At 72.5% G+C, this 23929-nt stretch carries 29 protein-coding genes; 13 read left to right on the top strand and 16 right to left on the bottom strand.

The window, feature by feature from the left end; all coding sequences use genetic code 11:
• Positions 1-31: 31 nt before the first annotated feature.
• From ACPC54_RS40495 to ACPC54_RS40485, 3 genes are all read right to left on the bottom strand, one after another.
• Complete coding sequence (locus ACPC54_RS40495; RefSeq protein ID WP_498972503.1) at positions 32-373, bottom strand: hypothetical protein; 342 nt, start codon at positions 371-373, stop codon at positions 32-34.
• Positions 374-462: 89 nt separating this feature from the next.
• The gene (locus tag ACPC54_RS40490) at positions 463-972 is read right to left on the bottom strand and encodes a Pycsar system effector family protein (RefSeq protein WP_498972501.1); all 510 of its coding nucleotides are present in this window, start codon (positions 970-972) and stop codon (positions 463-465) included.
• An 86-nt stretch (positions 973-1058) separates the two neighbouring features.
• Entirely contained in the window at positions 1059-2216 is a 1158-nt protein-coding gene (locus ACPC54_RS40485; protein WP_498972499.1) for a hypothetical protein, read from the bottom strand.
• A 562-nt stretch (positions 2217-2778) separates the two neighbouring features.
• Here ACPC54_RS40485 and ACPC54_RS40480 point away from each other — a divergent pair.
• The 8 genes from ACPC54_RS40480 to ACPC54_RS40445 all read left to right on the top strand — a co-directional run bounded on the left by ACPC54_RS40480 (position 2779) and on the right by ACPC54_RS40445 (position 6731).
• Positions 2779-2967 carry a hypothetical protein gene (locus ACPC54_RS40480; RefSeq protein WP_498972497.1) on the top strand — a complete coding sequence of 63 codons (189 nt, stop codon included), beginning with the start codon at positions 2779-2781 and terminating at the stop codon, positions 2965-2967.
• 58 nt (positions 2968-3025) lie between these two features.
• Positions 3026-3562, top strand: coding sequence for a hypothetical protein (locus tag ACPC54_RS40475; RefSeq protein ID WP_498972495.1), 537 nt, complete (start codon positions 3026-3028; stop codon positions 3560-3562).
• Positions 3563-3753: 191 nt separating this feature from the next.
• Positions 3754-4452 (top strand): 3'-5' exonuclease, encoded by a 699-nt coding sequence (locus tag ACPC54_RS40470; protein ID WP_498972493.1) that lies wholly within the window; start codon positions 3754-3756, stop codon positions 4450-4452.
• Complete coding sequence (locus tag ACPC54_RS40465) at positions 4452-4646, top strand: hypothetical protein (protein ID WP_498972491.1); 195 nt, start codon at positions 4452-4454, stop codon at positions 4644-4646. Before ACPC54_RS40470 ends, ACPC54_RS40465 begins: the two co-directional genes overlap by 1 nt.
• Complete coding sequence (locus tag ACPC54_RS40460; RefSeq protein ID WP_498972489.1) at positions 4646-5110, top strand: hypothetical protein; 465 nt, start codon at positions 4646-4648, stop codon at positions 5108-5110. Before ACPC54_RS40465 ends, ACPC54_RS40460 begins: the two co-directional genes overlap by 1 nt.
• Positions 5107-5769 carry a hypothetical protein gene (locus ACPC54_RS40455; protein WP_498972487.1) on the top strand — a complete coding sequence of 221 codons (663 nt, stop codon included), beginning with the start codon at positions 5107-5109 and terminating at the stop codon, positions 5767-5769. The genes ACPC54_RS40460 and ACPC54_RS40455 overlap by 4 nt, the downstream gene beginning before the upstream one ends.
• A complete protein-coding gene (locus ACPC54_RS40450; protein ID WP_498972485.1) occupies positions 5766-5936 on the top strand; it encodes a hypothetical protein in 171 nt (56 codons plus the stop codon). The genes ACPC54_RS40455 and ACPC54_RS40450 overlap by 4 nt, the downstream gene beginning before the upstream one ends.
• Positions 5937-5993: 57 nt before the next feature.
• Positions 5994-6731 (top strand): nuclease-related domain-containing protein, encoded by a 738-nt coding sequence (locus tag ACPC54_RS40445; protein ID WP_498972483.1) that lies wholly within the window; start codon positions 5994-5996, stop codon positions 6729-6731.
• A 440-nt stretch (positions 6732-7171) separates the two neighbouring features.
• Here ACPC54_RS40445 and ACPC54_RS40440 read toward each other — a convergent pair whose 3' ends face one another.
• The 11 genes from ACPC54_RS40440 to ACPC54_RS40390 form a co-directional block, all read right to left on the bottom strand.
• Positions 7172-7609, bottom strand: a complete 438-nt coding sequence (locus tag ACPC54_RS40440) for a hypothetical protein (RefSeq protein ID WP_498972481.1) — start codon at positions 7607-7609, stop codon at positions 7172-7174.
• 28 nt (positions 7610-7637) lie between these two features.
• Positions 7638-8018, bottom strand: coding sequence for a hypothetical protein (locus tag ACPC54_RS40435; RefSeq protein WP_498972479.1), 381 nt, complete (start codon positions 8016-8018; stop codon positions 7638-7640).
• A gap of 68 nt (positions 8019-8086) precedes the next feature.
• Positions 8087-8689: a hypothetical protein gene (locus tag ACPC54_RS40430; RefSeq protein ID WP_498972477.1), complete on the bottom strand. Its 603-nt coding sequence runs from the start codon at positions 8687-8689 to the stop codon at positions 8087-8089.
• Complete coding sequence (locus ACPC54_RS40425) at positions 8689-9363, bottom strand: hypothetical protein (RefSeq protein ID WP_498972475.1); 675 nt, start codon at positions 9361-9363, stop codon at positions 8689-8691. The genes ACPC54_RS40430 and ACPC54_RS40425 overlap by 1 nt, the downstream gene beginning before the upstream one ends.
• Positions 9360-9833 (bottom strand): hypothetical protein, encoded by a 474-nt coding sequence (locus tag ACPC54_RS40420; protein ID WP_498972473.1) that lies wholly within the window; start codon positions 9831-9833, stop codon positions 9360-9362. Before ACPC54_RS40420 ends, ACPC54_RS40425 begins: the two co-directional genes overlap by 4 nt.
• A complete protein-coding gene (locus tag ACPC54_RS40415; protein ID WP_498972471.1) occupies positions 9830-10021 on the bottom strand; it encodes a hypothetical protein in 192 nt (63 codons plus the stop codon). Before ACPC54_RS40415 ends, ACPC54_RS40420 begins: the two co-directional genes overlap by 4 nt.
• On the bottom strand, positions 10018-10380 hold the full coding sequence (locus ACPC54_RS40410; protein WP_498972469.1) for a hypothetical protein: 363 nt from the start codon (positions 10378-10380) through the stop codon (positions 10018-10020). The genes ACPC54_RS40415 and ACPC54_RS40410 overlap by 4 nt, the downstream gene beginning before the upstream one ends.
• Positions 10377-10676, bottom strand: coding sequence for a hypothetical protein (locus ACPC54_RS40405; protein ID WP_498972467.1), 300 nt, complete (start codon positions 10674-10676; stop codon positions 10377-10379). Before ACPC54_RS40405 ends, ACPC54_RS40410 begins: the two co-directional genes overlap by 4 nt.
• Positions 10676-10993: a hypothetical protein gene (locus tag ACPC54_RS40400; protein ID WP_498972465.1), complete on the bottom strand. Its 318-nt coding sequence runs from the start codon at positions 10991-10993 to the stop codon at positions 10676-10678. Before ACPC54_RS40400 ends, ACPC54_RS40405 begins: the two co-directional genes overlap by 1 nt.
• A gap of 66 nt (positions 10994-11059) precedes the next feature.
• Positions 11060-11236: a hypothetical protein gene (locus ACPC54_RS40395; RefSeq protein WP_498972463.1), complete on the bottom strand. Its 177-nt coding sequence runs from the start codon at positions 11234-11236 to the stop codon at positions 11060-11062.
• Positions 11233-11460 (bottom strand): hypothetical protein, encoded by a 228-nt coding sequence (locus ACPC54_RS40390; protein ID WP_498972461.1) that lies wholly within the window; start codon positions 11458-11460, stop codon positions 11233-11235. Before ACPC54_RS40390 ends, ACPC54_RS40395 begins: the two co-directional genes overlap by 4 nt.
• 276 nt (positions 11461-11736) lie before the next feature.
• On the opposite strand from ACPC54_RS40390, the gene ACPC54_RS40385 reads away from it, so the two are divergent.
• From ACPC54_RS40385 to ACPC54_RS40365, 5 genes are all read left to right on the top strand, one after another.
• Positions 11737-12543, top strand: coding sequence for a ParA family protein (locus tag ACPC54_RS40385; protein ID WP_498972459.1), 807 nt, complete (start codon positions 11737-11739; stop codon positions 12541-12543).
• A 146-nt stretch (positions 12544-12689) separates the two neighbouring features.
• Positions 12690-12854: a hypothetical protein gene (locus ACPC54_RS40380; protein ID WP_498972457.1), complete on the top strand. Its 165-nt coding sequence runs from the start codon at positions 12690-12692 to the stop codon at positions 12852-12854.
• Entirely contained in the window at positions 12851-14512 is a 1662-nt protein-coding gene (locus tag ACPC54_RS40375) for a DUF2637 domain-containing protein (protein ID WP_498972455.1), read from the top strand. Before ACPC54_RS40380 ends, ACPC54_RS40375 begins: the two co-directional genes overlap by 4 nt.
• A 199-nt stretch (positions 14513-14711) precedes the next feature.
• Positions 14712-16628: a type IV secretory system conjugative DNA transfer family protein gene (locus ACPC54_RS40370; RefSeq protein ID WP_498972453.1), complete on the top strand. Its 1917-nt coding sequence runs from the start codon at positions 14712-14714 to the stop codon at positions 16626-16628.
• 4 nt (positions 16629-16632) lie between these two features.
• Entirely contained in the window at positions 16633-17301 is a 669-nt protein-coding gene (locus tag ACPC54_RS40365) for a hypothetical protein (RefSeq protein WP_498972451.1), read from the top strand.
• A 63-nt stretch (positions 17302-17364) separates the two neighbouring features.
• Here the strand turns inward: ACPC54_RS40365 and ACPC54_RS40360 are convergent, their stop codons facing one another.
• Positions 17365-17769: a hypothetical protein gene (locus tag ACPC54_RS40360; protein WP_498972449.1), complete on the bottom strand. Its 405-nt coding sequence runs from the start codon at positions 17767-17769 to the stop codon at positions 17365-17367.
• A gap of 226 nt (positions 17770-17995) precedes the next feature.
• Positions 17996-23593, bottom strand: a complete 5598-nt coding sequence (mobF, locus tag ACPC54_RS40355) for a MobF family relaxase (RefSeq protein ID WP_498972447.1) — start codon at positions 23591-23593, stop codon at positions 17996-17998.
• Positions 23594-23929 lie beyond the last annotated feature (336 nt).

The raw sequence follows: 23929 nt of genomic DNA, 5'->3' as shown, positions 1-23929 counted from the left end.
ATCCGAAGATCGGAAATTCTGCGACGGGGTCTCAGCCCTGCTCCTGCAGATCGGTCCTGATCCCGAACCACCCTCGGTAGTGCAGCCGGGCGGCGAGCGCGGCGGCGGCCTCCTCGGGGCCGGCCTGGACGGCGAAGTGCTCGGCGGCCAGCTCCCGGACCCGGGCGACGGTGACGTACCGACAGCCGTCCGGCCCGGCCGGGGTGAACGTGATGGCCATGTCCGCGGCCGACCGCAGCAGCCGGCAGCGGTGCTCCCGGCCCCGCTCGGCGTCGGCCTGGGCATCGGCCAGCCGGCGGGCCCGCCGGAACGGCCTCACCACCGCGACGGCGGCCACCGCTCCCAGCACGGCGCCCACCAGCTCCACCACCACCTGGTCCCTCCTCTCGTTCGTGCTCGCTGCTGTGTCCTGCCCTCGGCCCGCCCGGCTGGAACCGGGCGGGCCGAGCGGCGGCCGGCGTCCTAGACGAGACCGGCGACCAGGGCTCCGGCGAGCAGGGCCAGCGCGCCGATCATGACGTGGATGGCCTGCCGGAGTGCGGTGTGCTTGCGGCGGGCGATCCGCGAGAGCGTGACGATCCGCTCCGCCCGGTGATCGGCGGTCAGGTCGGCGGTCAGTTCCGCAGGCGAGCACTCGGCCCAGTGCAGGAACGACCCGGGCACGGTGGTGTGGCGGCTGTACAGCGTCGGCCGGACGACCAGCAGCACCATCACCAGCGCGATGACCAGTCCGCCCCCACCGAGCCCGACCAGCACGGTGACCGGGGTGGACAGCTCGCGGCCCTGCACTGCCGCGATCAGCACGGCCAGAGGCAGGCTGAGGCCGGACAGCAGGGCGCCGGCCTTGGCGTCGGTGCGGGCAATCTCGGTCGTCACATCGGTGCGGGCGGCCGCCCACTGGACCTCGCTCACCACCGGCTCCGGGTCGCCGGCCGGTCCCGGCCCGGCGGTCTGCTGCGTTTCGGTGGTCATGCTGTTCCCCTCCTGTTGGTCCGTTGACGTGCGGTCTTCGTGCCGGGTCGGCCCGTCCGGTCACCACCAGGGCGGGCCGACCCCGGTCAGCGGCCGGCCTTCTTGTCGGTGGCGGCGGCCAGCTGGCCCTCCAGCTCGCTGATCCGGTCGGCGGCGGCCCGGGCGGCGGTGGCGGCCTGGTGCTTCTCCTCCAGCAGCTCCTCGATGCGGGCCCGCATCTCCTTGGCGGTCTCCTCCATGTCCTTGACGATCTCGCGGTGGTCCTCCCGCGCCGTCTTCGCCGCCTCCTTGAGCTCCTTGATCGTCTCGTCCTTCGCGTCGGCCGTCGCGGTGGCCTTGGCGACCAGGACGGCGGTCTTCTGCTCGACGTCGGCGGCGTGGGCCTTGGCCTGGTCGCGCTCGCCCTGGGCGGTGGTCCTGTCCGCCTCGGCTCGGGTCACCTTCCCGGCGGCCTCGGCCAGCGCCTCCTGGAGCCGGACCTGCTCGGCCTCGCGCTCCTCGGCGGTGGTGGCCTTGAACGCCTCCAGCTCCGCCTTGAACTCCGCCAGCTCGCCCTGGGCCTGGGCCACCTCGCCGGCCGCCGTCTCGCGGACCTGCTTCACCTGGGCCTCGGCGTCGGCCTGGGCCTGGCGCACGCGCTCCTCGGCGGCCTCCTGGGCTGCCGCGATGGCGGAGGTCTTCTCCTCCTCCAGCCGGGCCGCGTCGGTCTCGAACTGCGCGCGGGCCTCCTGCAGTTCGGCGTCGGCCTCGTCGGCGGCGTCCTCGGCCTGCTTCTTCTCGGCCTTGGCCACGTCGCGCTCGGCCTGGGCGGCCAGCCGCTGCTTGTGCTCCAGGGCGAAGTCCTTCCGCAGCTCGGCGACGTCGGCGGCCGCGCTCTCCTTCTCGGTCTGGATCTCGGCGGCCGCGGCCTCCGGGTCGGTGATGGTCTCCAGCCGCTCGATCACCAGCGGCAGGCGGTCCATCAGCGTCCGGACGGAGTCCAGCACGTCCTTGCGGAGCACGCCGACACCCTCGATCGCCTCCTTCACCGGGCGGTCGGAGGGGGTCTCCGCCCCGCCGGCCCGCTGGCGGCGCTTCTTCTCCCGGTAGGCGGTCAGCGCGGTGTGCTTCGGGTTGTCGCAGTACTTGTTCGGCTGTCCCACCCCCTCGGAGGGGATGGGCGGGCGGGTGCACCCCGGGAACGCGCACACGGCCGCTCCGGCGGCGTCGTCCTCGCCGGGGACCTCTGCGGGCTGCTCGCTCATGGGCTCGACCTCTCGACTCCGGGGCGGACCACCCGCCCTGACCTATTCCATAGCATAGCACACCCTTGCATTGCATGTCAGCCACGATATGCAATGAAACGCTATTGAATTCAGGGGTGTTCGCTCGCCGCCGGCTGACCGGGCCCCGCTCGGCCGGCGGCTCGCCAGTCCTCCGCCCGAGCTGGGGGTGGTTCCCTCGTTGGGCGGCCTCACGGTGGGGGCGCGGCCTGGTGGGGGGCCAGGGACCGGGCGCCCCCGGGGCGCCCGGCCTGGGAGGGAGTTTCCGGTGGTCGTCGCCCCCCGGGCGGCGGCCGGCGGAAAGTCCCGGACAGGTTGCCCTGGTCCTCCGCCGGGCTGTGCCAGGGTGCGGAGGGCGTCCGGCGAGGGGGCCGCACCCGGCTCCCCCGCACCCACCCCACCACCAACGGCGGGAACCGCCCGGCACGGATCTTGAGGCCACCCCCTCCGCAGGGTGGCCCGTCGGAGACGATCTCTGACCCGCACCCCGGGCAGCTCCTGCGGGCACGGCACGGGCCCCTCGGTGTGCGGCAGACTTGGGCAGGTGACGAACCCTCAGACTCCCCGCCGGCCGCTGTGGCTGGCCGAGCAGCACCCGGCCGCCCCGGCCCCGCCCGCCGACCGCACGGCCCGGCCGGACCCCTGGGAGGGCCTGGTGCCCCCGCCGGCGGCCCCGGTCCGCCCGACCACCGGGCGCCGACCGCTTGGGCTGCGGATCGACTCCGCCGGCTGAGCGGACGTACGGCGGCGCAAAGCCGAGCCCACTAATCGACCTCGGTAGATTGGAAAACATGACCTCGCTACAGATCACCGTGAGCATCACCCCGCAGCAGGCAAGCCGATTCAACCTGCGGAAAAGGCGCCATAAATTGGAGCAGGACGAATACCTGAAAGAACTGAGAAAAGAGGGGCTGACCCATCGGGAGGCCCGGGTGCAGCTCGCGCTGATCCGACCCGACACCTGGCCCCCGCTCGACGTCGTCGTGGCCGCGGCCCTGCGCCAGCGCCTGGCCGAGCCGGACCTGGCCGGCCCCTGGGAACGGCTGACCCCGGAGGAGGAGGGGGAGATGAAGCTGAGCGGCCGCTGGCCGGGGCCGGCCCCGGATGTGCGGCTGGTGGAGCGGAACTACCTCCTCCCGTCTGAGCTGGTCACCAAGCTGCGGACCGCATCCTGGCGGGTCAGCGCGCGCCCCCTGGCCCTCTACAGCCCGAGCCTCGGGAGGGCCGAGCGCGAGCGCCTGGCCGACCTCATCCACTCCCCCGGCCGGATCGTCCGGCAGGCACTCGACCGGTACGGCCGGCCCGAGCCGGAGGAGACGTCCGAGTGACCAACCGACCTCGGTTGATCGGCCTCCGCGGACCGCCGATCTTGGCCATAAACAACCGACCTCGGTTGTTGGCCCGGCTCGGAAAACCCATTTCCGTACGCCGCTTCGATTCGCCGCAAATACTTGCATCTCGGCGCGTGTGGCGCTATTTCTTGATACGCTCTAATCGGCCTGAGAAAGGAGAACCCGCCGTGACTGAAATCGAAAGTCCGACCGAAAAGGAACGGGAGCGGGAGGTGGCCCGGCTCGCGTCCTGGGCGGCGGCCCTGCTGGACGACCCGGAGGTGGCGGTCCTCGACCTGGAGACCACCGGGCTCGGGGATGACGCGCGGATCGTGGAGATCGGGGTGGTCACCACGGACCGGCGGGTGCTCCTCGACAGCCTGGTGAACCCGGGCATCCCCATGCCGGAGGAGACGACCCGGCACAACGGGATCACGGACGCGATGCTGGCCGGCCGCCCCGACTTCGACGCCCACATGAGCGACTTGACCCGCGCCCTCACCTACCGCACCAATCACGAGTTCCACGGCTCCCAGCTGCACGGGCGCCGGGTCGTGGGCTGGAACGTCAAGGAATTCGACTGGCCGGTGCTGCGGCGGGAGCTGGCCGGCTACTACCGGCGGCAGGGGCACCCGGACCCGCAGGCCAGCGCGGAAGCCTGGCTGTCCACCATGACCTGGGAGGACGTGATGATCCCGTTCAGCACCTGGTGCGGGGAGCCGTCGCACCGAGGCGGCTACCGCTGGCAGAAGCTCAACGGCCCGCACCGGGGGGCGGCTGACTGCCTCGCGGTCCTGGACCGGCTCGCGGCCCTGGCCGGCCGCCCGGCCCTGCCCGCCCAGACCTCCGCCGACACGCTGACCGGCACGCCGGAGGTGACCTGCTGATGCCGCAGCTTCGCCTGATGACCGACGATCGCCAGCTCGGCGAGCGGGTCCTGGAGCTCCTGCTGCCGGTGCTGCAGAACGCGCCGACGCTGCGGGTGTCCGAGCCGACCCGGCTCACGCACCGCTCCGGGGGCCTTCGCGTGGTCCTCGACGTACAACCGAACGAATCCAACCAGCGGGAAGAGGTGGCGTGATGGGACGGCAGAAGCCGGGCAAGCCGCGGCGGGAGCGGCCGGAACCGCAGGAGCACGGGCACGAGGGGTTCGAGATCCCGGACGACTACCGCGACCCGGGCGGCCGCCCGGTGGACCACCAGCTGCTCGGCCAGCTGCTCGGGGCGGCAATGGACCGGTGCCTCTCGTGCCAGGACGTCCTCACCACGTTGCTGGTGGAGGACCCGGTGACCACCGCGCGGCTGGTCGAGCTGGCGTGCATCTCGGTGCACGGCGCGATGGGCGGCCTGCCCCGGACGATGACGGACGACGGCATCCCGGGACCGGCCGCGCCGGAGTTCCGGCGCCTGGCCCGGCTCGGCCTGGACGGCGGCAACGACTCGATGTTCACCGCGTGCGAGGGGATGAGCGCCACCGAGCGCCGGGAGGCGGCCAACACCGCGCTGGACTTCGTGGTGGCGGCGGTCTCCGGGGTGATGGGATGACGACCTACCAGACCAACGCCGAGCCGGGGAAGCTGCAGCCGGCCGCGCCGCTCGACCCGGCCGCGCTGCGGCAGCTGTCCCGGCACGCCAGCGACGTGCTCTCCCCCGCCGGCCGGATGCAGGACGCGCCGCCGCTGGCCGACGCCGGCGCGCACCTGTCCATCGCGCTCAGCGCGTTCAACGCCCTTCTCACGCCCACCGAGGGCGCGCAGGACATCGACCGCCTGGCGGACGCCGAGCACGCACTGGACCACCTGCACCGGACGACCAACTACGTGCGCGAGCACCTGGTGGAGACCGTGTCCGGGGAGGAACGGGACGCCCGGCACCGGGGGATGATCGAGAGCTGTCTGGAGGAGGGGCTGACGGTCGTCGGCTCGCTCACGGCCGAGCTGCTGATGGCGAACGGCCGCCGGGTCACGGTCCGGCTGACCACTGACGACGCCTACCAGACCATCGAGCTGGAGGAGGAAGGGCGAAGTCGTCGTCCATGGTGGGCGGTCTTCCACCGGGGCAGGCGGGGGACGCGCACGCTCCGGCTCTCCGGCCGGGACCGCCTGGAGCTCCACCACGGGATGCACGAGATCGGCCGGATCGTCTGGCTGATGCTGCGCGCTGAGGACGGCCTGGCGGTCCCGGCCCGGCGGAACGGCGCGTGATGGAGGAGTACCGGCACCGCTGCGACGACTGCGGGCGCTACGACTGCGACCGCTGCGGGACGCACATCTGCCTCGACTACTGCGACTGCATGCGCTCCCACCACTGCCCGTGCGAGTGCACCGCCTACGACCGCCAGCTGACCTACGGCCCGGACGGCTGGGAGTAGGCGAACCGCCCGGCGGGCAGCGTCCCGCCGGGCACCAACGAAGGGGAGGGGAAAGGGATGGCAGGGATTCCTGACCAGCGGAACGGGGCGGGGGCGGGGGCGTCGGCGGCCCGGATGGGCCAGCGCCAGCTCGACGCCGAGCGGGCCCGCCAGCACGCGCGGGCCCGCTGGGCTCTTCCGGCGGCCGGGGCCGGCGGCCTGGTCCTGGCCGTGCTCGTCGGCCTGCCGTGGTGGCTCGGCCTGGTCCTGGTGCTCGTCGTCGTCGGCGCGGCCGCCCGCCGGGTGTACCGGCCGGTGGGCAACTCCTGGACCATCGGGGCGGCGGGCGAGCGGCGCACGGCCCAGTTGCTGATCCCGCTGCAGCGCGACGGCTGGACAGCGCTCCACGACCGGGCGGTACCGGGGAGCCGGGCCAACCTGGACCACCTGCTGATCGGCCCGGCCGGGGTGCTGATGGTGGACACCAAGAACTGGCAGAGCACCAAGTCCAAGCTGCGGGTGGACGGGGGCCGGCTGTTCTACGGCAGGTACGACCAGAGCAAGACTCTGCAGACGGCGGCCTGGGAGGCCGAGCGGGCGGCCCGCGCGCTCGGGGTGCCGGTGCGGGCGCTGGTCGCCGTGCACGGCGCGAGCGTGCCCGGCGGGGTGGTGATGCTGGAAGGCGTCACGGTGGTGCCCGCCAAGCGGGTGCGGCACCTCGTGCGCAACCTCGCCCCGGTGCCGGGGTTCGACCCGGCCCGCGTGCAGCAGCTGGCCGAGCACGCCTCCCGGGTGCTGCCCCCGCACGGCGGCTGACCCCGGTCAGCGAGAAGGGGCCCCGGTTCACCCGGGGCCCCTTCGCCGTTCCTGCTGCCGGAACTGACCGACAATGCCGACTTGTTGACATCAGCTCTCGCCCGGTCACCCCCTGGTGCCGGCGCGCTCGGCAACCGGTGCCGGAGAGCACCGAGCCGACCGGCGCCCCGCGCCGGACGGCGGCCCCCGCTCCCCGATCAGCCACGCCTCCCCCTTCTGCGTCACGGCGGGTCACCCCCACGCCTGCCCCGCCGGGTAGTTGTCTTTCTACGGCGGTGCCACCTCTTCGCACGGGCGGTCGGCGCGGCTGCGGGCCTTGACCTGCGTCAGAGACCACCCGATCGGGGGACGCCCGCGACGGCGGGAACCGCGGTAGTGCCGAGCTGGTGAACGCGAGAGGGCCCCGCCGGCGGCGGGGCCCTCGTCGTGCTGCTCGGGTGTCAGTGAACGGGGATGCTCTCGGCGAGACGGCGGATCTCCCCGCCCACCTCCAGCTCGGCGAGCATGGCCATCAGCTCGTCGTGGGTGGCCTTCGGCAGTCCTTCGCGCAGTCCGGCCTGGAGGTAGCCGGCGGAGATGGTCTGCACGATCGTGCGCCGGGAGCACAGCTTGACCATCCGCTGGCTGATCTCCTCGGCGCGGGCCTCGTCCCCGGCCTCCTTGGCCTGGGTGAGCTCCTTGAACAGCATCGCACCGCGCAGGGTCTCGGCGAAGACCTCCCGCTCCTCCGGGGTGGTGGCGGCCTCGGCCAGCACGTGCGCCTCGATGCGCCGGGCCTCGTCCATGTCGCCGCGCTCATAGGCGTCGCGCAGTGCGTGGCCCTGCCGGGTCTCGTAGATGTCGGGCAGCTGCAGCGGGCTGCCCTGGGTGTTCGTCATGGTCCCCTCCGGTTCGGTGTGGTGGTGGTCAGCGGTGCCGGCCGCCGGGCTCCAACGCCTCGGCGGCCGCCAGCCCGGCGGCCCGCGCACCCGCGGCGGGCCACTCCAGCACCGCCTCGCCGGGCTCCTGCACGACCTGGTCGCCCTCGTCCCACGCGGTGCAGTGGCTCCGCTTGATGCTGTCCTCGACGCCGATCACGGTGATCTGCCAGACCGGCCACTGGGTGCGCGGGCGCGGGCCCGGGTCGATGGCAATCACGTCGTACTCGTAGCCGTGCCGGGTGCGGTACCGGCCGCCGACCCTGCGCGGGCCGATCTGCTGGGCCACCCACTCCTCGTAGGTCGGCTCCGGGCCGCACACCTCGCACTGCGGGTCGTCGCACCCCTCGCCGTGGTCCTGCTCGTCCACCCTGGTCCCCTTCCCCTCACCCCGGGTCCGGCCGGGCGGCCGAACCTCCGAACCTAGCGCGGGCGCGGTCAGTACCACGCCCACTCCACGATGTTGCGGCCCAAGCTGGCGCCGTAGCCGGGGCTCACGGAGACCCGCTCGGTGCCGCCGAGCCGGTTCCACACCTCGCGCACCGTGTCCTCGGGCACCGGGCCCTCGGCGTGCAGGGCGCCGGCCTCCAGCCGGATCTGCAGCGTCCCGTCCTCGGCGACGTCCACCAGGTGCAGCTCGGTGTCCAGCCACGGCTCGTACCCGAGCCCGGTCAGCAGCTCGAACGCGGAGAGGATGTCCGGCCCGTACGGGGCGGTGTCGTAGAAGCCGTTCGCCAGCTCCACCTGGTGCTCGCGCACGATCCGCGGCCAGTCCACGTGGACCGGCACCGTGCCGAGCGAGAGGATCGGGCACTCCCCCGTCTTCATCCGGCCGTCGAACTCGCGGCGGGCCCACGCGGGCACGGGGGTGGACGGTCCGAAGCTGTGCGTCCCGTCCTCGTGGTGGACGAAGTCGGCGACGGCGGCCACCCACGCCTGGCGGCGCGCGGTGGACCAGCTGTCGGCGAAGTGGCCGGCGTACTCCGCCAGCACGGACAGCTTGGCCTGGGCCTCTTCCTCGCGCGTGGTCTGATCGGTCATCAGCTGTTGATCTCCTTCGTGGTGGTGGTGCTGGCCGGGGTCAGCTGGGGCAGGCCGGTGCCGGCCAGCATCGCAGCCTGGAAGGTGGCCGGGTCGAGCGTCTGCCGGTGGTCGATCGCCTGCGCGAGCATCAGCCCGTAGGTGAGCGCCTGGGCCTGGACGGTGGCCTGCAGCCGCGCCGTCTCGACGTCGGCCAGCCGGTTGACCTGGGTCAACTGCAGCTCGTGCCACCGGGCCTCGGCCCGCTCGCGGGCGGTGCGCCAGTGCCGCGCGGTGACGGAGTAGACCAGCACGGTGGCCACCAGCCACAGGATCGCGGCCAGTGCCCAGCTGCTGGTGTAGGCGGCAACCCCGGTCAGCGCGAACGCGCCGCTGGCGGCGAACGCCACGGCGGTGATGACCTCGTGGCCGTGCTCCTTCGACGCCGAGACGACGCCGTGGAAGGTGGAGCCGGCCGACAGCGCGAGCATCAGGGCGACGTCCCCCCAGCTGCCGGCAGCCCCCTGCTCGTGCCAGATCCGGGCCAGCACCAGCGCGGTCGTGGTGCTGAGGAAGGGCGCCACCCGGCCGCCGTAGCGGGTGACCAGGTAGGTGCCCGCGCTCATGATCTGCGGCGGCTGGGCGGGGACCAGCGGGGTAACAGTCGTCGTCGGCTGCCAGTGGTGCGGGGTCATCGCGTGAGCTCCATCTGCTGGTCTCGGTCGTCGTGCTGACGGGGGGTGGGCTGGGGGACGGAGGAGACCTCCTCGGCCTCCTCCGCCCGCCGGTCGGGGCGGCGGGCGGCCAGCTCGGTGGCGTGCTTCACCGCGGCCGCCAGCTCCGGGCCGGAGGGCCCGGCACCGGGCTGGCCCGGGTGCCACTCGGGCCCGTTGGGGCCGTGGACGGTCAGGGGCCCGGGGTTGGCGGTGCCGGCCGGGGGCGGCCCGATCTCCGCGACCATCCGGCCCCGGTAGATCACCTGGCCGTCGTCGGTGACCTGGAACGCCCGGCTGCTGGCGGCCTGGCCGGGCGGGATGGCCTGGGCGGGGGTGAGGGGGGTCTGGCAGATCCGCTGTCCGTCGATCGCCAGCCCCTGGTGGTCGAGCACGACGTGGTGTCCGGCGCGCTCGATCACCAGGCGCGGGTTCTCCTCGTACCGGCTCACGGCCGGTCCACCGTCTCGCCGGGGCCGTCCTCGACGGCGGCCAGCAGCTGGCGAACGGCCTGCGGGGGCAGGCAGCGCGGGGCCCGCCGGGCGGCGGCCGGCTTCTCCACCGGCCGCCCCTCGGCGGCGCCGTCCGCGGGGAACAGCGCCAGCTGCTCGCCGGTGAACGGCACGACCTTGCCCTTCACTCCTCCCACCGCCACGCGGTGAGCTCGTACATCTCGGCGAGCACGCTCAGCCGGATCTCCCGCTCCTGCCCGGCCTCGTCCGCGACCAGGGCGGCGGGCGGGCAGATGCGGCGCTCGACCACTTCGAGGGTGCGGCCGCGCGGCCAGTCGGCGAGCGAGTCGAACTCCGGGCGGAGGGTCCACAGCTGGCCGGGGCTGGCGAGCAGGGTCACGTCCCCCTCGGCGAGCCGCCGGCGGACCTCGCGGCGGGCCTGCAGCGCGCCGAGCTGGTCCTGGATCATCAGCTCCCCGGTGCGGAGGTGGCGGAAGCGGCCCTCCTCGTACGGGGTCAGCAGGGTCTCCAGCGCGACGGGGGTCATGCCCACACCTCCGAGCCGGAGCGCCGACGCCGGTACAGGTGCACGGGCACCCGGGCCAGCTCGGCGGAGATCAGCGCCGTGCCGACCAGCACGGCGAGCGGGCGGGCCCGCAGCCACAGCACGGCCGGGGCCAGCACCAGCAGGTACCCGGCGGCGGCGGCCAGCCCGGTCCCGGAGGCGGTGGCGGAGTGGGTGAGCGCGGCGACGACGCCGAGCACGGCGGCGAGCATCGCGGCCATGGCGATGACCTGCTGGCGGGGCTGGAGGGCGGCCTGGACGACGCGGAAGCGGTACATCAGCGGGCCACCTTCCAGTCCGTCAGCAGCGGCCAGCTCGGGGCGTCCGCGACGGCGGCCGAGCACGCTGCCATGCGGGCGGCGGCCTCGGTCGGGTACTCGCCGAACTCGACGGCCACCCGGCCCTGGCGGGCCTCCTCGCCGATCGTGTGCACGATCGCCCGCACCAGCGGGCGGATCAGCGCGCGCGGCTCGTCGGCGATCTCGGCGGTCGTCATGTCGGAGCTGAACAGGGCGACGGCGGCCCAGCGGCGGAAGTCCTCGCCGGACAGGCCGAGCTCGTTCAACGGGATCAGGTTCGTCTTGGTGTGCGGCACTGCAGCCTCCTGGGGCTGCCCGCCGGGCGGTCCGTGCCGCCCGGCGGGCTGGTGACGGACGGGCGGTCAGTACCGCTGGGGGACGCCGGGGGCGGGGCTGCCCCACGCGCCGGCGGACTCGTTGCCGTGCGCCTGGCCGGTGGCCCGCTGCTCGGAGCACGCCACGCGGCGGTCGTCGGCGCTGGCCTGGTGGTTGCGGTAGTCCTGCTGGCACTGCTGCAGGAGGCTCTGGCCCTCGCTCATCGCGTCACCGCCACGATGTCCACGGCCGCGAGGGAGCACACGGGGCAGTGCGTCACGGACAGCTCGCCGTCCGGCCGGCGCACGGCCACGGTGCGGAAGTCCGCGCAGTTGCTGCAGTGGGCGGGGCGGATGCGGCCCAGCGCGATCACGCGCTGGCCGACCGCGCCGGGCTTGCGGTTGACCACCATCAGGTGGCGTCGGGGGGGCCTGACAGAATGGGCCATGACTGTTCCCTCCATGGGGGATCGGTCCACGTCCCGGGGGCGCTCGAACGCCGGCCGGGGCTGAGGGAGTCGGGCCGCCAAGCCCGGCTCCCTCGCTTGTATCTCCATTGAACGCTCCGTCAGTCAGTCTGTCAACAACGCAACTTGCTGACTTGTTGACTGATCTGGTGTACGCTTGATCTGCAAGCTCGGCCGTCCGCTTGTCGGTCCGATCGGCAGTCAGTTGCTCTTCTACGCTGACCCGGGACCGACTAACCGATAGGAGGTGAACCTGACATGTCACTGCTTCTGTCGCCGGGTGTGACAACCCGGATCTTCGTCTTCTGCAACCAGAAAGGCGGGGTCGGCAAGACGTCGCTGACCGCCGGGTTCGCGGGCGACCTGGCCGGGCGAGGGCTGCGGGTTCTCGTCATCGACCTGACCCCGCAGGGCAACATCACGGTGTGGCTGGTGCCGGCTGTGCCGGTGCAGCGCACGATCAACGACGTGCTGTACCACGTCCTCAAGGACGGGGCCAGCGTGCGCGAGGCGATCGTGCCGACGACCTGGCCGGGGGTGGACCTGGTCCCCTCCGAGCTGGAGCTGGCCTCCCGAGAAGCCGACCGCGGGGCCGCGCTGGACTTCCGTCTGCGGCGTGCCATCCGGGCCGCCGAGCTCGACGGCGAGTACGACGTGATCCTCATCGACACGGACCCCAACCTGGGGCCCCTGCTGGTGAACGCGCTCAACGCGGCCCACCACGCCGTGGTCGTCGCCGACGCGGAGCGGTTCGGCGCGGACGGCGTCGCCAAGCTCCTGGACACCATCAAGGTCGTCCAGGAGGAGGGCAACCCGGGGCTGGACCTCGCCGGGATCGTGGTCAACGACTACGACGGCCGGCTTCTGGAACACCAGGGCCGGTGGAAGGAGCTCAGGAACAACTACCCCGAGCTCGTGGCCGGTCGTCTGCCCCGGTGCTCGGCCGTCGCCACCGCTGCCAGCGCGAGCGTCCCCGTGCAGAGTCTGCGCGGCGGCCGTGCCTGGAACCTGGCTCTCGCCCACCTGATTACCGATCTGATGAAGAAGAAGGCAGAACGCACGTGACGCGACCGAACCCCCAGCCCGCCGGCACCCCGAGTTTCGGGAAGGCACCGAGCGGTCACCCGGCCGCCGGCCGGGGCGGCGGAGAGGCCGACCACCCGGCGGAGGTCCCCTCGGAGACTCCGCCCACCGGAGAGGAGAGCCTGCCCATGCCCCCCAGCCGCGAGAAGCCGGAGTCCCGGGTGAACTTCGGAGGCAGGGTCAAGGAGAGCACCCGCAAGCGGGCCCGGATGTTCGCCGCGGCCAACGACGTTGACCTGCAGGACCTCCTGGACTTCGCGCTGGACGAGTATCTGCGGAGGCGTGGGGCGTGAACGAGAACAGCCCCAGCGGTGTCGTGACCACCGCTGAGGCCCTGAGCGAATTCCAGGAGGAACCCGGGATGCACGACCAGCATAAAGGCGCCGATCAGCCCGACGTACGGCGACAACTGGCCACACTCACCCCGACCATGAGGCGCCTGGTGAAGGCGTCGGCGGCCGGCGGTGCGGTCATCGCGGGGATCGGCTTCGTGGGCTCGTACAAGGCCCTGCAGAAGCTGGCCGAGCACCAGGGACAGATGGGGACCTTCTCCTACGTCTTCCCGGTCGGCATCGACGCGGGTATCGCCGTCCTGCTGGCGCTGGACCTGGTCCTGACGTGGCTTCGCATCCGCTTCCCGCTCCTGCGGTACGTCGCGTGGATGCTGACGGCCGGCACCATCGCCTTCAACGCGGCCAGTGCCTACCCCAAGCCCCTGCCGATGGCCCTGCACGCGCTGCTGCCGGTGCTGTTCGTCGGGGTGGTCGAAGCGGGCCGGTACGCCGTCGCGCGGATCGCGGCGATCGAAGCGGGCCGCCTGGAGATGGAGGGCGTCCGGTTCTTCCGCTGGGTCCTCTCCCCGTTCCCCACCTTCAAGCTGTGGCGGAAGATGAAGCTCTTCGAGATCACCTCCTACGCCGAGATCGTGGACATGGAACAGCGCCGGCTGGTGTACCGGGCCGTTCTTCGCCAGCGGTACGGACGTGGCTGGCGCCGTGCGGCTCCGGTGGAGGAGATCCTGCCGCTCAAGCTGGCTCGCTACGGCCGGGCCCTGCCCTACCTGGAGCCGCCGGAAACGGAGCTGACCCGGGACTACGCGCCCAAGGTCACGGTGGAACGGGCCGACCAGCCCACCGCCCCGGCCCCCGTCGCTGAGCTGCCCCGGGCCATCTCCCCGGAGCTACTGGAGCGACTGAACCAGCTGCTCGATCGGGCGGAGACCGGTTCCACCGGCCAGCAGCCGCTCGTCGTGGAGCCGGAGGCGGCCGCCGAGCCGGTGCCCGTGGAGATCCCCCAGCAGCCGGTGGAGCTGGTTGTGGAGGCCGAGCTGGAACAGCCCGAGCCCACCGTGGAACAGCCGGCTGCCAGCCTCTACAGCGGGATGGTGCCGCTGCGGAAGCTGGACCGGCCGGCGGTCGCCGAGCCGGTGGAGTCCCCCTCCTCCTGGTTCGCCCCCGAGCCCGCTGCCCCGGCGGAGGTGCCGTGGCAGGCTCCGGCCCCGGTGTTCTTCGACCAGGCCATGGCCGAGCGGCCCAGCGCTGCCGAGCTCTCCCGCCCGGCTGGCGTCCACGCCCGGCTCCCGCACCAGGACGTGGTCCTGCAGCCGGTGGCCGAGCAGCTGCCCGCCGAGCCGGTGGCGGACCTGCTCGACGTCGAGCCGGCCGCCCTGGTGGTCGAGCAGCCGGCTGAGCCGATCGTCCCGGCCGGGCCCGACGACCAGCAGCCGGAGAACCCCGAGCTGCCCGCGGAGCCGGAGGCGGAGAACACCGCCCCCAAGCTGTCCGGCAAGCAGATGCTGCGGGAGCTGCTGCAGTCGCTGACGCCCGAGCAGAAGGCGATGAACCAGCGGGAGCTCGCGGCCGACCTGTTCCCCCAGCTTCGCTCGGTGATGAGCTCGGAGGAGTCGGTGCGGAAGTACATCGGAACCTGGCAGCGCAACGGCTCGATCTGACGGCCGTTGGAGTAGGCGGGATACACACCGCCCGCTTCCCGCACAGCGGGAAGCTCCTGAAACCGCTGTCCCATTGTCAGACCCGGAGCGTACGGTGATGGCCCCCATCACCAGCGCTCCACCAGTCCCGGAAGCAACAGAGCCCCGGGCGGCGCTGGAACCGCCGACCCGGGGCCTGGAACAACGAGAGGGAACCTCGATGCACCAGTACGACGACCAGGCTACCGACCGTCGTGACGACCGTCCCACAGCGGACGGCAACAACACCACCCCGCCTCGGCGCTGGGCCGCCTACGCGGCCGCCGGCATGCCGCTGGCGGCCGGTGCGGCACCGACCGGCCAGCCGACCACCAACCCCACCACGGTCAACACCCCCAACGCCGGGCACATCCTCGGCAACATCGGGAACGCGCTGTGGGACGTCGCCGGGCACGTGCCCGGCGGCCACCTCGGCGCCGGCGGCCTGGCGGTCGCGGCCGCGGGCCTGGGCTACCTCAAGCTCCGGCTGGACAAGCCGTACGACCGCAACACCAAGGACGGGTTCGCCGACCGGAGCGAGATCCGCGAGCACTTCTCCGGCAAGCAGCTGCTGGAGCGCGCGGACGTGCTGCGGCCCGAGCTGGTGGCCACCCGCGGCCGCCGCAACCTCGTGCCCCTCGACCTCGGTCAGCTCATCGGCGTGGACATCATCCACAAGCGCGAGATCTACAACTCGATCGAAGACATGACCCTCGTCTTCGCCCCGCCGCGGACTGGTAAGTCCGCGCTGCTGGGCGGGTTCGTGGTGGACGCCCCCGGCTCCGCCGTCGTCACCAGCACCCGCGGTGACCTGTACCGGCACACCGTGCACGTGCGGGCCAAGCGCGGACCGGTCCTCGTCTTCAACCCGGACGTGGCTGGCGTGGCCAACACCCTGGTCTGGGACGTGCCGAAGGGCTGCAAGGACCCGGTGGTGGCCTTCCGCCGCGCGGGCTACCTGCTGTCCGGGCAGGCAACCGGCGCGGTGGAGGACTCCTCCTTCTGGGACAACCAGTCGTACCGCGTGCTCCGCAGCCTGCTGATGGCGGCCGACATCGGCGGCCGGACCCTGATGGACGTGCGCGAGTGGGTCACCAGCATGGATGAGGACACCATGGAGCCCTTCAAGCTCCTGCAGTCCTACAAGGACTGCCCGCCCGGGTGGGCCAGCGACCTGCTGCAGGTCATCAAGGCGCCCGAGCGGACCCGGGAGAGCATCCTGCTGACCCTGATCTCCAGCCTGGAGTGCCTGGCCCTGCCGTCCGTCGCGGCGATCGTCACCCCCAAGGACGGCTCCCCCGACTTCGACCCGGAGCTGTTCCTTCGCGCCGGCGGCACCCTGTACCTGATGGGCCGCCACCGCTCGAAGGGCTCGGTGGCCCCGCTGTTCGCCTGCCTCGTCGGCGAGATCTACGAGACGGCCAAGGAGATGGCGGCCAGCTCCCCGAACGACCGCATCGACCCGCCGCTGAGCCTGATCCTGGACGAAGCGGCCATCACCTGCCCGCTGCCGCTGCAGTCCTGGGGCGCCGACGCGGGCGGCTCGAACATCCCGATCACGGTCAGCGTGCAGTCCCCGAGCCAGCTCTACGACCGGTGGGGCCAGCGCGGCGGCGAGACCATCTGGCAGCTGGCGAACAAGCTCGTGTTCGGCGGTCTGTCGGTCACCCGCGACCTGCGCGACCTGTCCGAGCTGTGCGGCGAGCGGGACAAGGACGTCACCACCACCTCGACCAACGCCAAGGGGGAGGCGACCAAGTCGGTCTCCACGGTGCAGGTCCCGGTGATGCCGACCGACAAGATCCGGCGGCTGGCGAAGTTCCGCGGCCTCTACATCCACCGCAACGCGGCCCCGGTCGTGGTCAAGATCGTGCCGGTCTGGAAGCGCGACGACGTCAAGGCCGTGAACAAGGAGATCCGCAAGGCCGAGCGGAACCAGGAGAAGCTGGAGAAGCAGGCCCAGAAGCTCGGCATCGAGCTGCCCACCGCCCCGGCGGCCCCGCCGATGCCGGCATACAAGCCGGTCGTCCCCAAGCAGCCGCAGCCCGAGCAGCAGCCGGGCCAGCGTCCGGTGGACCCGTTCCGAAAGGCGGTCTGACCCGATGGCCCCCACCCCTCCGCCCGAGAAGATGCCCCCCGGCATCAAGGCGGGTGACGGCCACTTCGTCGTCATCATGGAACAGACGAAGATCAAGAAGCGTCTGGAACAGCTGGAACGGCAGGGCCTCAACGACCGGCTGTCCCTGCTGGAGAGCCAGAACCTGGCCCAGAACATCTACAAGCTGGCCAAGGCGGTCGAGGCGGACGCCAAGGCCAAGCTGAACGCCCCGTCGCCGTGCTGGGACTGGACCTCCATGACGGAGGAGGAGGCCGGCGAAGCCTGGGCGAAGCTCCTGCGCTGGCGCCGGGAAGTCCTCAAGGTCCGGTGGCCGAGCCGGTTCTGGGACATGACCACCCCGTGCTGGTACCTGCACCCGGAGGTGGTGGAGGAACTGTCCGCGCTCTACCTGGTGTGGGACTTCACCTTCAACGACTCGACCAGCACGGTCTACCGGGAGATCGAGTTCCTGGAGCGCTGGCTGCCCGGCACGCACGCCCGGGTCAAGGGCGCGCTGTCCAAGTGCTACAAGGACGGCGCCGCGGGCCGCCACGTGCCTGCGGACGACACCGAGCACTGGCGCGACCACGACGACGAAGCCGTGGGCCACTTCATCCAGGCCGACCTCGACGCCCGGCCCTCCGCCCCGCCGGCGGAGGAAGGCACCGAGTAGCAGCAACCACACAGGGCGGGGCCCCGACCGGATCGGTCGGGGCCCCGCCCTTTGGCGTGCTGGTCAGGAAGAACGAGAGCCGGGCTCCGCGATCGGCCGCTCACACTCCAAGTTGCGCATCCACGCCAGCGTCTCGATGTAGGCGGCCGCGTAGTCGGGGCCGATCTCCCGCCACTCCGGGATCAGCTGCTCGACCACGTCCCGTGCCCGGTAGTGCTCTTCGGCAATCTCCTGCTTGGTCGGCGGGAACGTGCACGGCCCGTCGGTCAGTGGCGCGCTGCCCCGGCGGCCCAGCATCCACAGGCAGGTCTGCTTGATGCCCTCCGCGGCCTCGGCCGGGCGCGAGCACCACATGGTCAGCAGCCGGTCCGGGTGGTGTTCCTTCCAGCGCTGCCCGTTCCACTGGAAGTCGATCTCCGCCTGGGCCTGTTCCAGCAGCAGCTCGATCTCCTCCCACGAACGCTTCACCGAGTCCGGGAGCGCTCGGGCCGGCGGCTCCTCCGGGAGGGGCGGGACCGACGTCACCGGGCCCGTGTTCCACCCGGGTGGAACGGCGGGGGGAGCCGGTGGAACCGGCGGGGCCCACGACGGGCGCGGGGGCACCTGCGGCCCGGGGGTGTACCAGCTCTCAGCAGCCATGCTCAGACCGTACCCATCCGTTGAGGGGCGGCAACAGTGACCCGGCGCGAACCGGTCACTGGAGCCCGCCACCGTAGTACTCCATCTGCTGCAGGGCGGCCCGCTCGATCACCCGGGCCTCGACGGCCGCCACCTTCTCGACGGCCGGGGCCGGCGGCTCGGTCACGGTCTCGGCGGCCGCGGTGACGCTCGCGCTCGCGCGCTCGGCAAGGATGTCCTTGGCCTGCAGCGCGACACCCACCGCGTCGTCCAGCGCCGGGCCTTCGAGGTCGCGGACCTCGATCGCGTTGCGCCGGGCGGCGTCCATGTCCCTTATATCCGCGCGGGCCTCGGCCAGCGCCTGGTCCTGGCGCTCGCGGCCACTGACCGGCTCGGCGACCTGGCCGACGTCCTCACGCCCGGCGCGGGCGTTGGCGGCCAGCTCGTCCTGGCGCCGCATCTCGTTCTCCAGCGCGGACCGCTGCACCTCCGCCCGGCGGGCCTCCTCGGCCTGGGCGAAGGTGTCCACCAGAGAGGGCTCGGGCAGCTCGGGCAGTTCCTCGGGCTCGGGCATGTTCCACTCGCCCTCGTCCACCGCCACGGCGGCGGCGGGAGCCTCGGTCTTCCGGGGCTCGGCCGGGGCCTCGACGGCCGCTTCGTCGGCCTCGACCTCGGGCGCGTGGAACGCCGGGACGGCCTCGACGGCGGGCTGTTCCACCTCGGCCTCGGCCTGTTCCACCGGGGCGGCATCGACCTCGGCCGGGTCGGCGGTCGGCTCCTCGCGGACCGCCTCCGGCTCCGCCTCGACGGCGGCCGGCTGCGGCTGCTCGACGTCGGCGGCGGGGGCCTGTTCCACGGCGGCCTCGGCCTGTTCCACCTCCGCCAGCTCCGGCTCGGCCAGCTCGGCCTCGGGCTCGGCCAGCTCCGCCTCCGGCTCGGCCATCTCCCACTCGTCCTCGGCCCACGCGGACTCCATGTCCGCCTCGGGCCACTGGACCTCGGCCACCTCGGGCTCGTCCACCGGCACGCCGCGCTTGTCCAGCTCGGCCTTGGCCAGCTCGGCGCGCTCGCGGGTCTCGGTGGTCTCCTCGTACCAGCCCTGGCGGGCCTGGTGGATCGTCTCCAGCTTCTCGGCCCGCTCGGCGGCCTCGGCGGCGATCCGGGTGTACGTCTCGGCCTCGTCCCGCAGCGCGGCGGCCTGCTCGGGGTCGGTCGCCTCGACCTCGCCGGCGCGGATGCGCATCTGCGCGGCCTCGCGGATGAGGTCCTGCTGGCTCTCGTACGTGACCTGCATCTGGTCGGCGACGTGCGCCGGGGCCCACAGTTCCTCGCGCCGGTAGCGGTCCACCAGCTCGCGCAGGTCGCGGTCGGTCGCGCCGGTCAGGTCGCGCCGGTCGGCCGGCTCGCCGAGTGCACGCCATGCCCGGTTCCACGACGCGCGGACCTCGACGGCGCCTTCGGCCGGGGCCGAGCCGATCGCCAGCCGCTCGTGGTCGTAGCTGTGGGCCTCGCGGTACTGCATCACGTCGGCGGCCCGCTGCAGCCACTCCTCCCGCGCCGGGTCGTCCTCGGCGGGCACCGGGCCCAGCGAGGTGGCGGCCCACTCGGGCAGCACCTCGCGCCCGGCCAGTTCCTCGGCCAGCGCGCGCTCGCGCGGTTCCACGATCTCGGAGACCAGGCCGCGGGCGTACTCGCCCACCTCGCCCTCGACGTGCCGCAGACGCCAGTTCCACGTTCCACGCTCGGCGGCGGCCTCTGCGCGTTCCACGGCGATGTCGTGCCGCATTTGGTCGGCCTGCCCGGCCTGCAGGGAGGGGGCCAGCTGGGTGGCCATGACCTGGGTCATCCAGTCCTGCTCGCGCTGCAGCTGGACGGCCTGGGCGTCCTGGAGCTCCTGCATGTCGTCGGCCTGCTGGACCAGGGCCTGGGGGTCGTGGAACTGGGCGCCGAGCACGCCGATCTGGGCGGCGGTCAGCTCCTCGGTGGTCAGCTCCGGGCTGTACCCGAGGGAGACGGCCTGCTGCAGGCGCATGCTCTGCTGCAGGGCCTCGGCCTCGGCCTGGTCGCGGAGCTCGGCGGCGGAGCCGGCCTCGATGGCCGCGGCCTCTTCCTCGGTGGCCAGCCGCAGCGGGGCCCACCACTCCCCGGGCAGCGCGGGCGCCTGGTCCACGGCCGCCTGGTCGGCGAAGAGCTCGCTGGCCTCGGTCTGCCCGGCGGCGGCCCCGGTGGTGTCGGTGTTCTGCTCGGTGCCGGCCAGCCACCACGGCTCGGCCTCGACCTGGGCCTGCATCAGCTGCAGCTCGGTGGCCCGCTCGGCGGCCTCGGCCTGGGCCACGGCGGCCTGGTCCTGGCGGGCCTGGGTCCGCTCGGCGCTGGCCAGCGCACCCTTGAGCCGGTAGTGCAGGGCCTTCGCCGCCACGTCGGCGTCGTGGAAACCGCGCTCGCGGGCGACCCGGGCCAGCATCTCCTCGGCGTCGTGGCCGTGCTGTTCCACGGTGCGGGCCAGCCGCACCACGGAGTTCCACGGCTTGCCCTCCAGCTCCTCGACCGTGCGGTGGTAGACGTCTTCGCCGACCGCGTCCAGCAGCACCTTGCGGAAGCGCACGTCGTTGGCGCGGGTGACCATGTCCTCCAGCAGCGGGGAGACCTGGTCGATCCGCTCGGCGGCCTCCAGCACCTCGGCGAGCACCGTGCTGGCGGCCTTCTGGCTGCCGTCGTTGCCCAGCACCCCGGCGAGGATCGCCATCGGGTCGGGCTCCTCGCCCACCGCGACACGGGCGCCTGGAACGCCGTCCGTGGGCACGAAGCCGGTGTTCTCCGCCGTTCCACGGGACATGCCGACGTACAGGGCCTGGCGGGTCATGCCCGGCTCGACCAGGGTCCGGCAGGCGTAGACGGTGCGGCCCTGCACCGAGTTGAGCGTGCCCGCGTAGGCGAGTTCCACGTACTTCTCGACGTAGGCGGGCGGGAGTTCCATCACCTCGCCGTCGTCGTACCGGACGGTCATCCGGCCGTGCTCGGCGTCCACGCCAACGACCTGGACCACGTCGCGGTTGATCGCGCACCGGTTGCCGCTGTGGCTTCGCACCGTGCGGTCGATGTGCCGCAGCACGACGCGGTCGCCGACGCTGGCGGCGGTCTCCTGCCGGGGGAGTTCCACGGTCGCGCCGTCCGAGACCCACCCGAGCCGGATCAGGTCCTGGCGGGCCCGGGCGGCGAGCATGCCCGCGGTCTTGTTGGTCCCGGTCACCATGACGGACTCGCGGCCGTTCATGATGTCGGCCACCCACGTCTCGTAGGTGGCCTCCACCATCTCCTCGAACGTGCCGTGCCGGAACCGGCCGCGGGCCGCGTACTCGGGCAGCACGTCGGTGTCGCCGGTCCGCAGCCGCAGGGAGGCGGGGCCTTCCCACTCGGCGGCGAAGCGGCGGACTTCCTCCAGCTCGTGGGCGTACTCGCCGAGCTCGTCCGCCATCGCCTTGAACGCGCCGCCGGCGCCGACCGCGCTGATCTGCTCGTAGTCGCCGGCCGTGACCATCTTGGCGCCGGCGGCCTGCACCAGCTTGCGCACGGCGGTCAGCGTGGCGGTGTCGGCCATCGACGCCTCGTCCACGATGACCAGGTGTTCCGGCCGAATCCGGTACCGCTCGGTGGTCTCGTTGCTGACGCCCTGGGCCAGCAGCTGGTTGTAGGTCAGCAGCTCGGCGAGGTTGGCGGTCTCGCTGATGCCCTCCTCGGCCAGCACGTTGGCGGCGGCCTGGGAGGCGGCCAGACCCATGACCCGCCCGCCGGCGGCCTCCCACACGTCGGTGACGGTGGCCAGCGTGTAGCTCTTGCCCGTTCCACCGGGGCCGACCAGCACTTCCGCTCGGCGGCCGGAGGTGGTGATCCCGCGCACCGCGGCGGCCTGCTTCTCGTTCAGGCCACGGCCCTGGATCAGCTCCTCGACCAGCGCGGGATCGAGCGCGCGGGCGGTGCGGTCCTTCGTCATGTCCCGCAGGGCCCGCTCCACGTCGAGCTGGTCCCGCGTGGCGTACATCGTGCCCTGGTGGCGGGTGTAGACGCACTCCCCGTCCTCGCGCAGCAGCTGCACCGGGACGGCCACCTTGGCCTCCGCCTCCAGCGCCACCAGGCTGCCGTCCGCGGCGCCGGTCTCCACCGCCATGTCGGTGAGCTCGCCGAGCAGCTGGACGACCTGGTGGACGTCGAGCCCGCCGAGACAGGCCGGCAGTTCCCGCGCGATGTTGGCCATCATGTGGTTGCGCGTGAACGTGGAACGCTCCGCCTGGGTGCGTTCCACGGCGGCCTTGATGACGGCCTCCGGGTCGAACGCCTCGGCCTCCAGCCCGTGCTCGGCGGCGGCCTGTTCCACGGCCGCTGGAACTCCGGCCAGCGTCTCCCGGGTGTGTTCCACGGACGCCTGTTCCCAGCGTTCCAGGAGTTCCTGGCGGGAGACCGCCTCCTTCTTCCCGGGCCGCAGCCGCGGGTCGATCGTGATGATCTGGGCCATCTTCGCCAGCACGTGCGGGCTGGGCATCCGGCCGTGCTCGTCCTCGTACGCGGCCGCCAGCTCGCCCAGCTTCTTGGTGATGCCCTGGCGGCGGGCGGAGAACTTGTCGCGCATCTCGCCGGAGATGCCCATGACCTCGATCGCCTTGCCGTCCGGCCGCCACTCGTAGCGCACGCCGAGCTCGGAGGCGATGGCCTCAGCGGTGACCCGCTCCGCAAGGAAGCCGGCGGCCAGCGCGTGCGCCCGCAGCCCGTTGGAGTCGATCGACAGCCACTTCTCGCCCTTCTTCCCCGTCACCGGGTCCACGGTCTCGACCTTGACCCGGGAGTGGATGGCGTTGTGGATGTGCAGCTGCGGGTCTTCCTCGCGGCTGAGGTGCTGCAGGAAGCTCGCCACGGTCCACTTCTCGGCCCGCACCCGGCGGCCCAGCGGCTGCCCGTCCGGGCCCTTGTGGCCGGTCCGGCCCTCGCGGGCGTACCCGGCGTGCTCCTGCATGTAGTCCAGCGCGGCCTGGTTGCCCAACCGCACGCAGTCCAGCACCTTGGCGGCCTTCGCCTCCATCGCCTCGGCGCCCTGGGCGTCGCCGGCCTCGCGCAGCCGGATCGCCTCGGCCTGGTACCCGGCGTGCAGCAGGCTGGTGGACTTCGACACCGAGACGGTCAGATCGTGGAAGCGGCGGGTGGCCGGCGCGTTGAGCCGAACCCCCATCTCGGCCTTCTTCTTCGCCTCCGGAGTGGCGTCCGGGCCCAGCTTCTCGATCGCCTCGGCGACGTTACGTTCCGTGCTCGGAGTGAAGTCCCGAATCGCGGTGCCCATCCGGTACTCGGCGCGGACCTCCGCGCGAATCCGGGCCTTGGCCTCGCGGAACTCGGCGCTACGACCGTCCACCTCGGGGTGGGCCTTGCGCCACTCCTGAATCCGAGCGTCCGTCACCCTGCGTGCCTCATCAATGAAGCGAGGGTCCGTGAGATGTGTGTACATCTCCCGCATCACGTCCGGGTCAACTTCACCGGTCAGACCGAGCTCGGCGGCGCCGTCCCCAAGCCAGATACCCGGAGGCTCGCCCTCCACTTCAATGGCCTTGAGGTAGTAGTTCTCACCGCCGCGAGCCACCTGCCCCAGCAGGTACTCCGGGTCGTGCCCGGTGCTCACAGTGGCGGTCATGATCGCACTCTACGGCTCCATCGGGTCTTGACGCAAGGGTGTGTGAGGTTAAAAGGGAAGCGGAGAAAACGGACAGAAGAAGAAACGGCGGGGGAGGAAGAGAGGCAGGCACCAAGGGAGAGGAGACCAGGGAGAGAACCAAGCAGCACGGGAAGGAAGGGCCACAGAGGGAGAGCCAACAGAACATCAGCAAGCACTCGGACCAAGGCAGACGGACACCGAACCAGAGAGGCCAGCAACAGCCCGGCAGGCGGCCGAGCCGCACCGACCAACGGCGGCCCGCCAGCGGCCGGAGCGCGGAACTGTTACCAACCGTCATCAGCCAACGGCCGGCAG

The organism is Kitasatospora sp. NPDC094028 (assembly GCF_049543595.1).
Classification (GTDB): domain Bacteria; phylum Actinomycetota; class Actinomycetes; order Streptomycetales; family Streptomycetaceae; genus Kitasatospora.
The sequence above is the reverse complement of the archived record's forward strand: the minus strand, read 5'-3'. Positions and strand labels throughout refer to the sequence as shown.

Excerpts from the sequence above, each read along its gene's own strand:
- ACPC54_RS40465 (WP_498972491.1), top strand. The coding sequence starts at position 4,452 with ATGCCGCAGCTTCGCCTGATGACCGACGATCGCCAGCTCGGCGAGCGG.
- ACPC54_RS40425 (WP_498972475.1), bottom strand. The coding sequence starts at position 9,363 with ATGACCCCGCACCACTGGCAGCCGACGACGACTGTTACCCCGCTGGTC.
- ACPC54_RS40430 (WP_498972477.1), bottom strand. The coding sequence starts at position 8,689 with ATGACCGATCAGACCACGCGCGAGGAAGAGGCCCAGGCCAAGCTGTCC.
- ACPC54_RS40390 (WP_498972461.1), bottom strand. The coding sequence starts at position 11,460 with ATGGCCCATTCTGTCAGGCCCCCCCGACGCCACCTGATGGTGGTCAAC.
- ACPC54_RS40365 (WP_498972451.1), top strand. The coding sequence starts at position 16,633 with ATGGCCCCCACCCCTCCGCCCGAGAAGATGCCCCCCGGCATCAAGGCG.
- ACPC54_RS40440 (WP_498972481.1), bottom strand. The coding sequence starts at position 7,609 with ATGACGAACACCCAGGGCAGCCCGCTGCAGCTGCCCGACATCTACGAG.
- ACPC54_RS40490 (WP_498972501.1), bottom strand. The coding sequence starts at position 972 with ATGACCACCGAAACGCAGCAGACCGCCGGGCCGGGACCGGCCGGCGAC.
- ACPC54_RS40485 (WP_498972499.1), bottom strand. The coding sequence starts at position 2,216 with ATGAGCGAGCAGCCCGCAGAGGTCCCCGGCGAGGACGACGCCGCCGGA.
- ACPC54_RS40455 (WP_498972487.1), top strand. The coding sequence starts at position 5,107 with ATGACGACCTACCAGACCAACGCCGAGCCGGGGAAGCTGCAGCCGGCC.
- ACPC54_RS40460 (WP_498972489.1), top strand. The coding sequence starts at position 4,646 with ATGGGACGGCAGAAGCCGGGCAAGCCGCGGCGGGAGCGGCCGGAACCG.
- ACPC54_RS40395 (WP_498972463.1), bottom strand. The coding sequence starts at position 11,236 with ATGAGCGAGGGCCAGAGCCTCCTGCAGCAGTGCCAGCAGGACTACCGC.
- ACPC54_RS40380 (WP_498972457.1), top strand. The coding sequence starts at position 12,690 with ATGCCCCCCAGCCGCGAGAAGCCGGAGTCCCGGGTGAACTTCGGAGGC.
- ACPC54_RS40370 (WP_498972453.1), top strand. The coding sequence starts at position 14,712 with ATGCACCAGTACGACGACCAGGCTACCGACCGTCGTGACGACCGTCCC.
- ACPC54_RS40475 (WP_498972495.1), top strand. The coding sequence starts at position 3,026 with ATGACCTCGCTACAGATCACCGTGAGCATCACCCCGCAGCAGGCAAGC.
- ACPC54_RS40385 (WP_498972459.1), top strand. The coding sequence starts at position 11,737 with ATGTCACTGCTTCTGTCGCCGGGTGTGACAACCCGGATCTTCGTCTTC.
- ACPC54_RS40445 (WP_498972483.1), top strand. The coding sequence starts at position 5,994 with ATGGCAGGGATTCCTGACCAGCGGAACGGGGCGGGGGCGGGGGCGTCG.
- ACPC54_RS40405 (WP_498972467.1), bottom strand. The coding sequence starts at position 10,676 with ATGTACCGCTTCCGCGTCGTCCAGGCCGCCCTCCAGCCCCGCCAGCAG.
- mobF (WP_498972447.1), bottom strand. The coding sequence starts at position 23,593 with ATGACCGCCACTGTGAGCACCGGGCACGACCCGGAGTACCTGCTGGGG.
- ACPC54_RS40410 (WP_498972469.1), bottom strand. The coding sequence starts at position 10,380 with ATGACCCCCGTCGCGCTGGAGACCCTGCTGACCCCGTACGAGGAGGGC.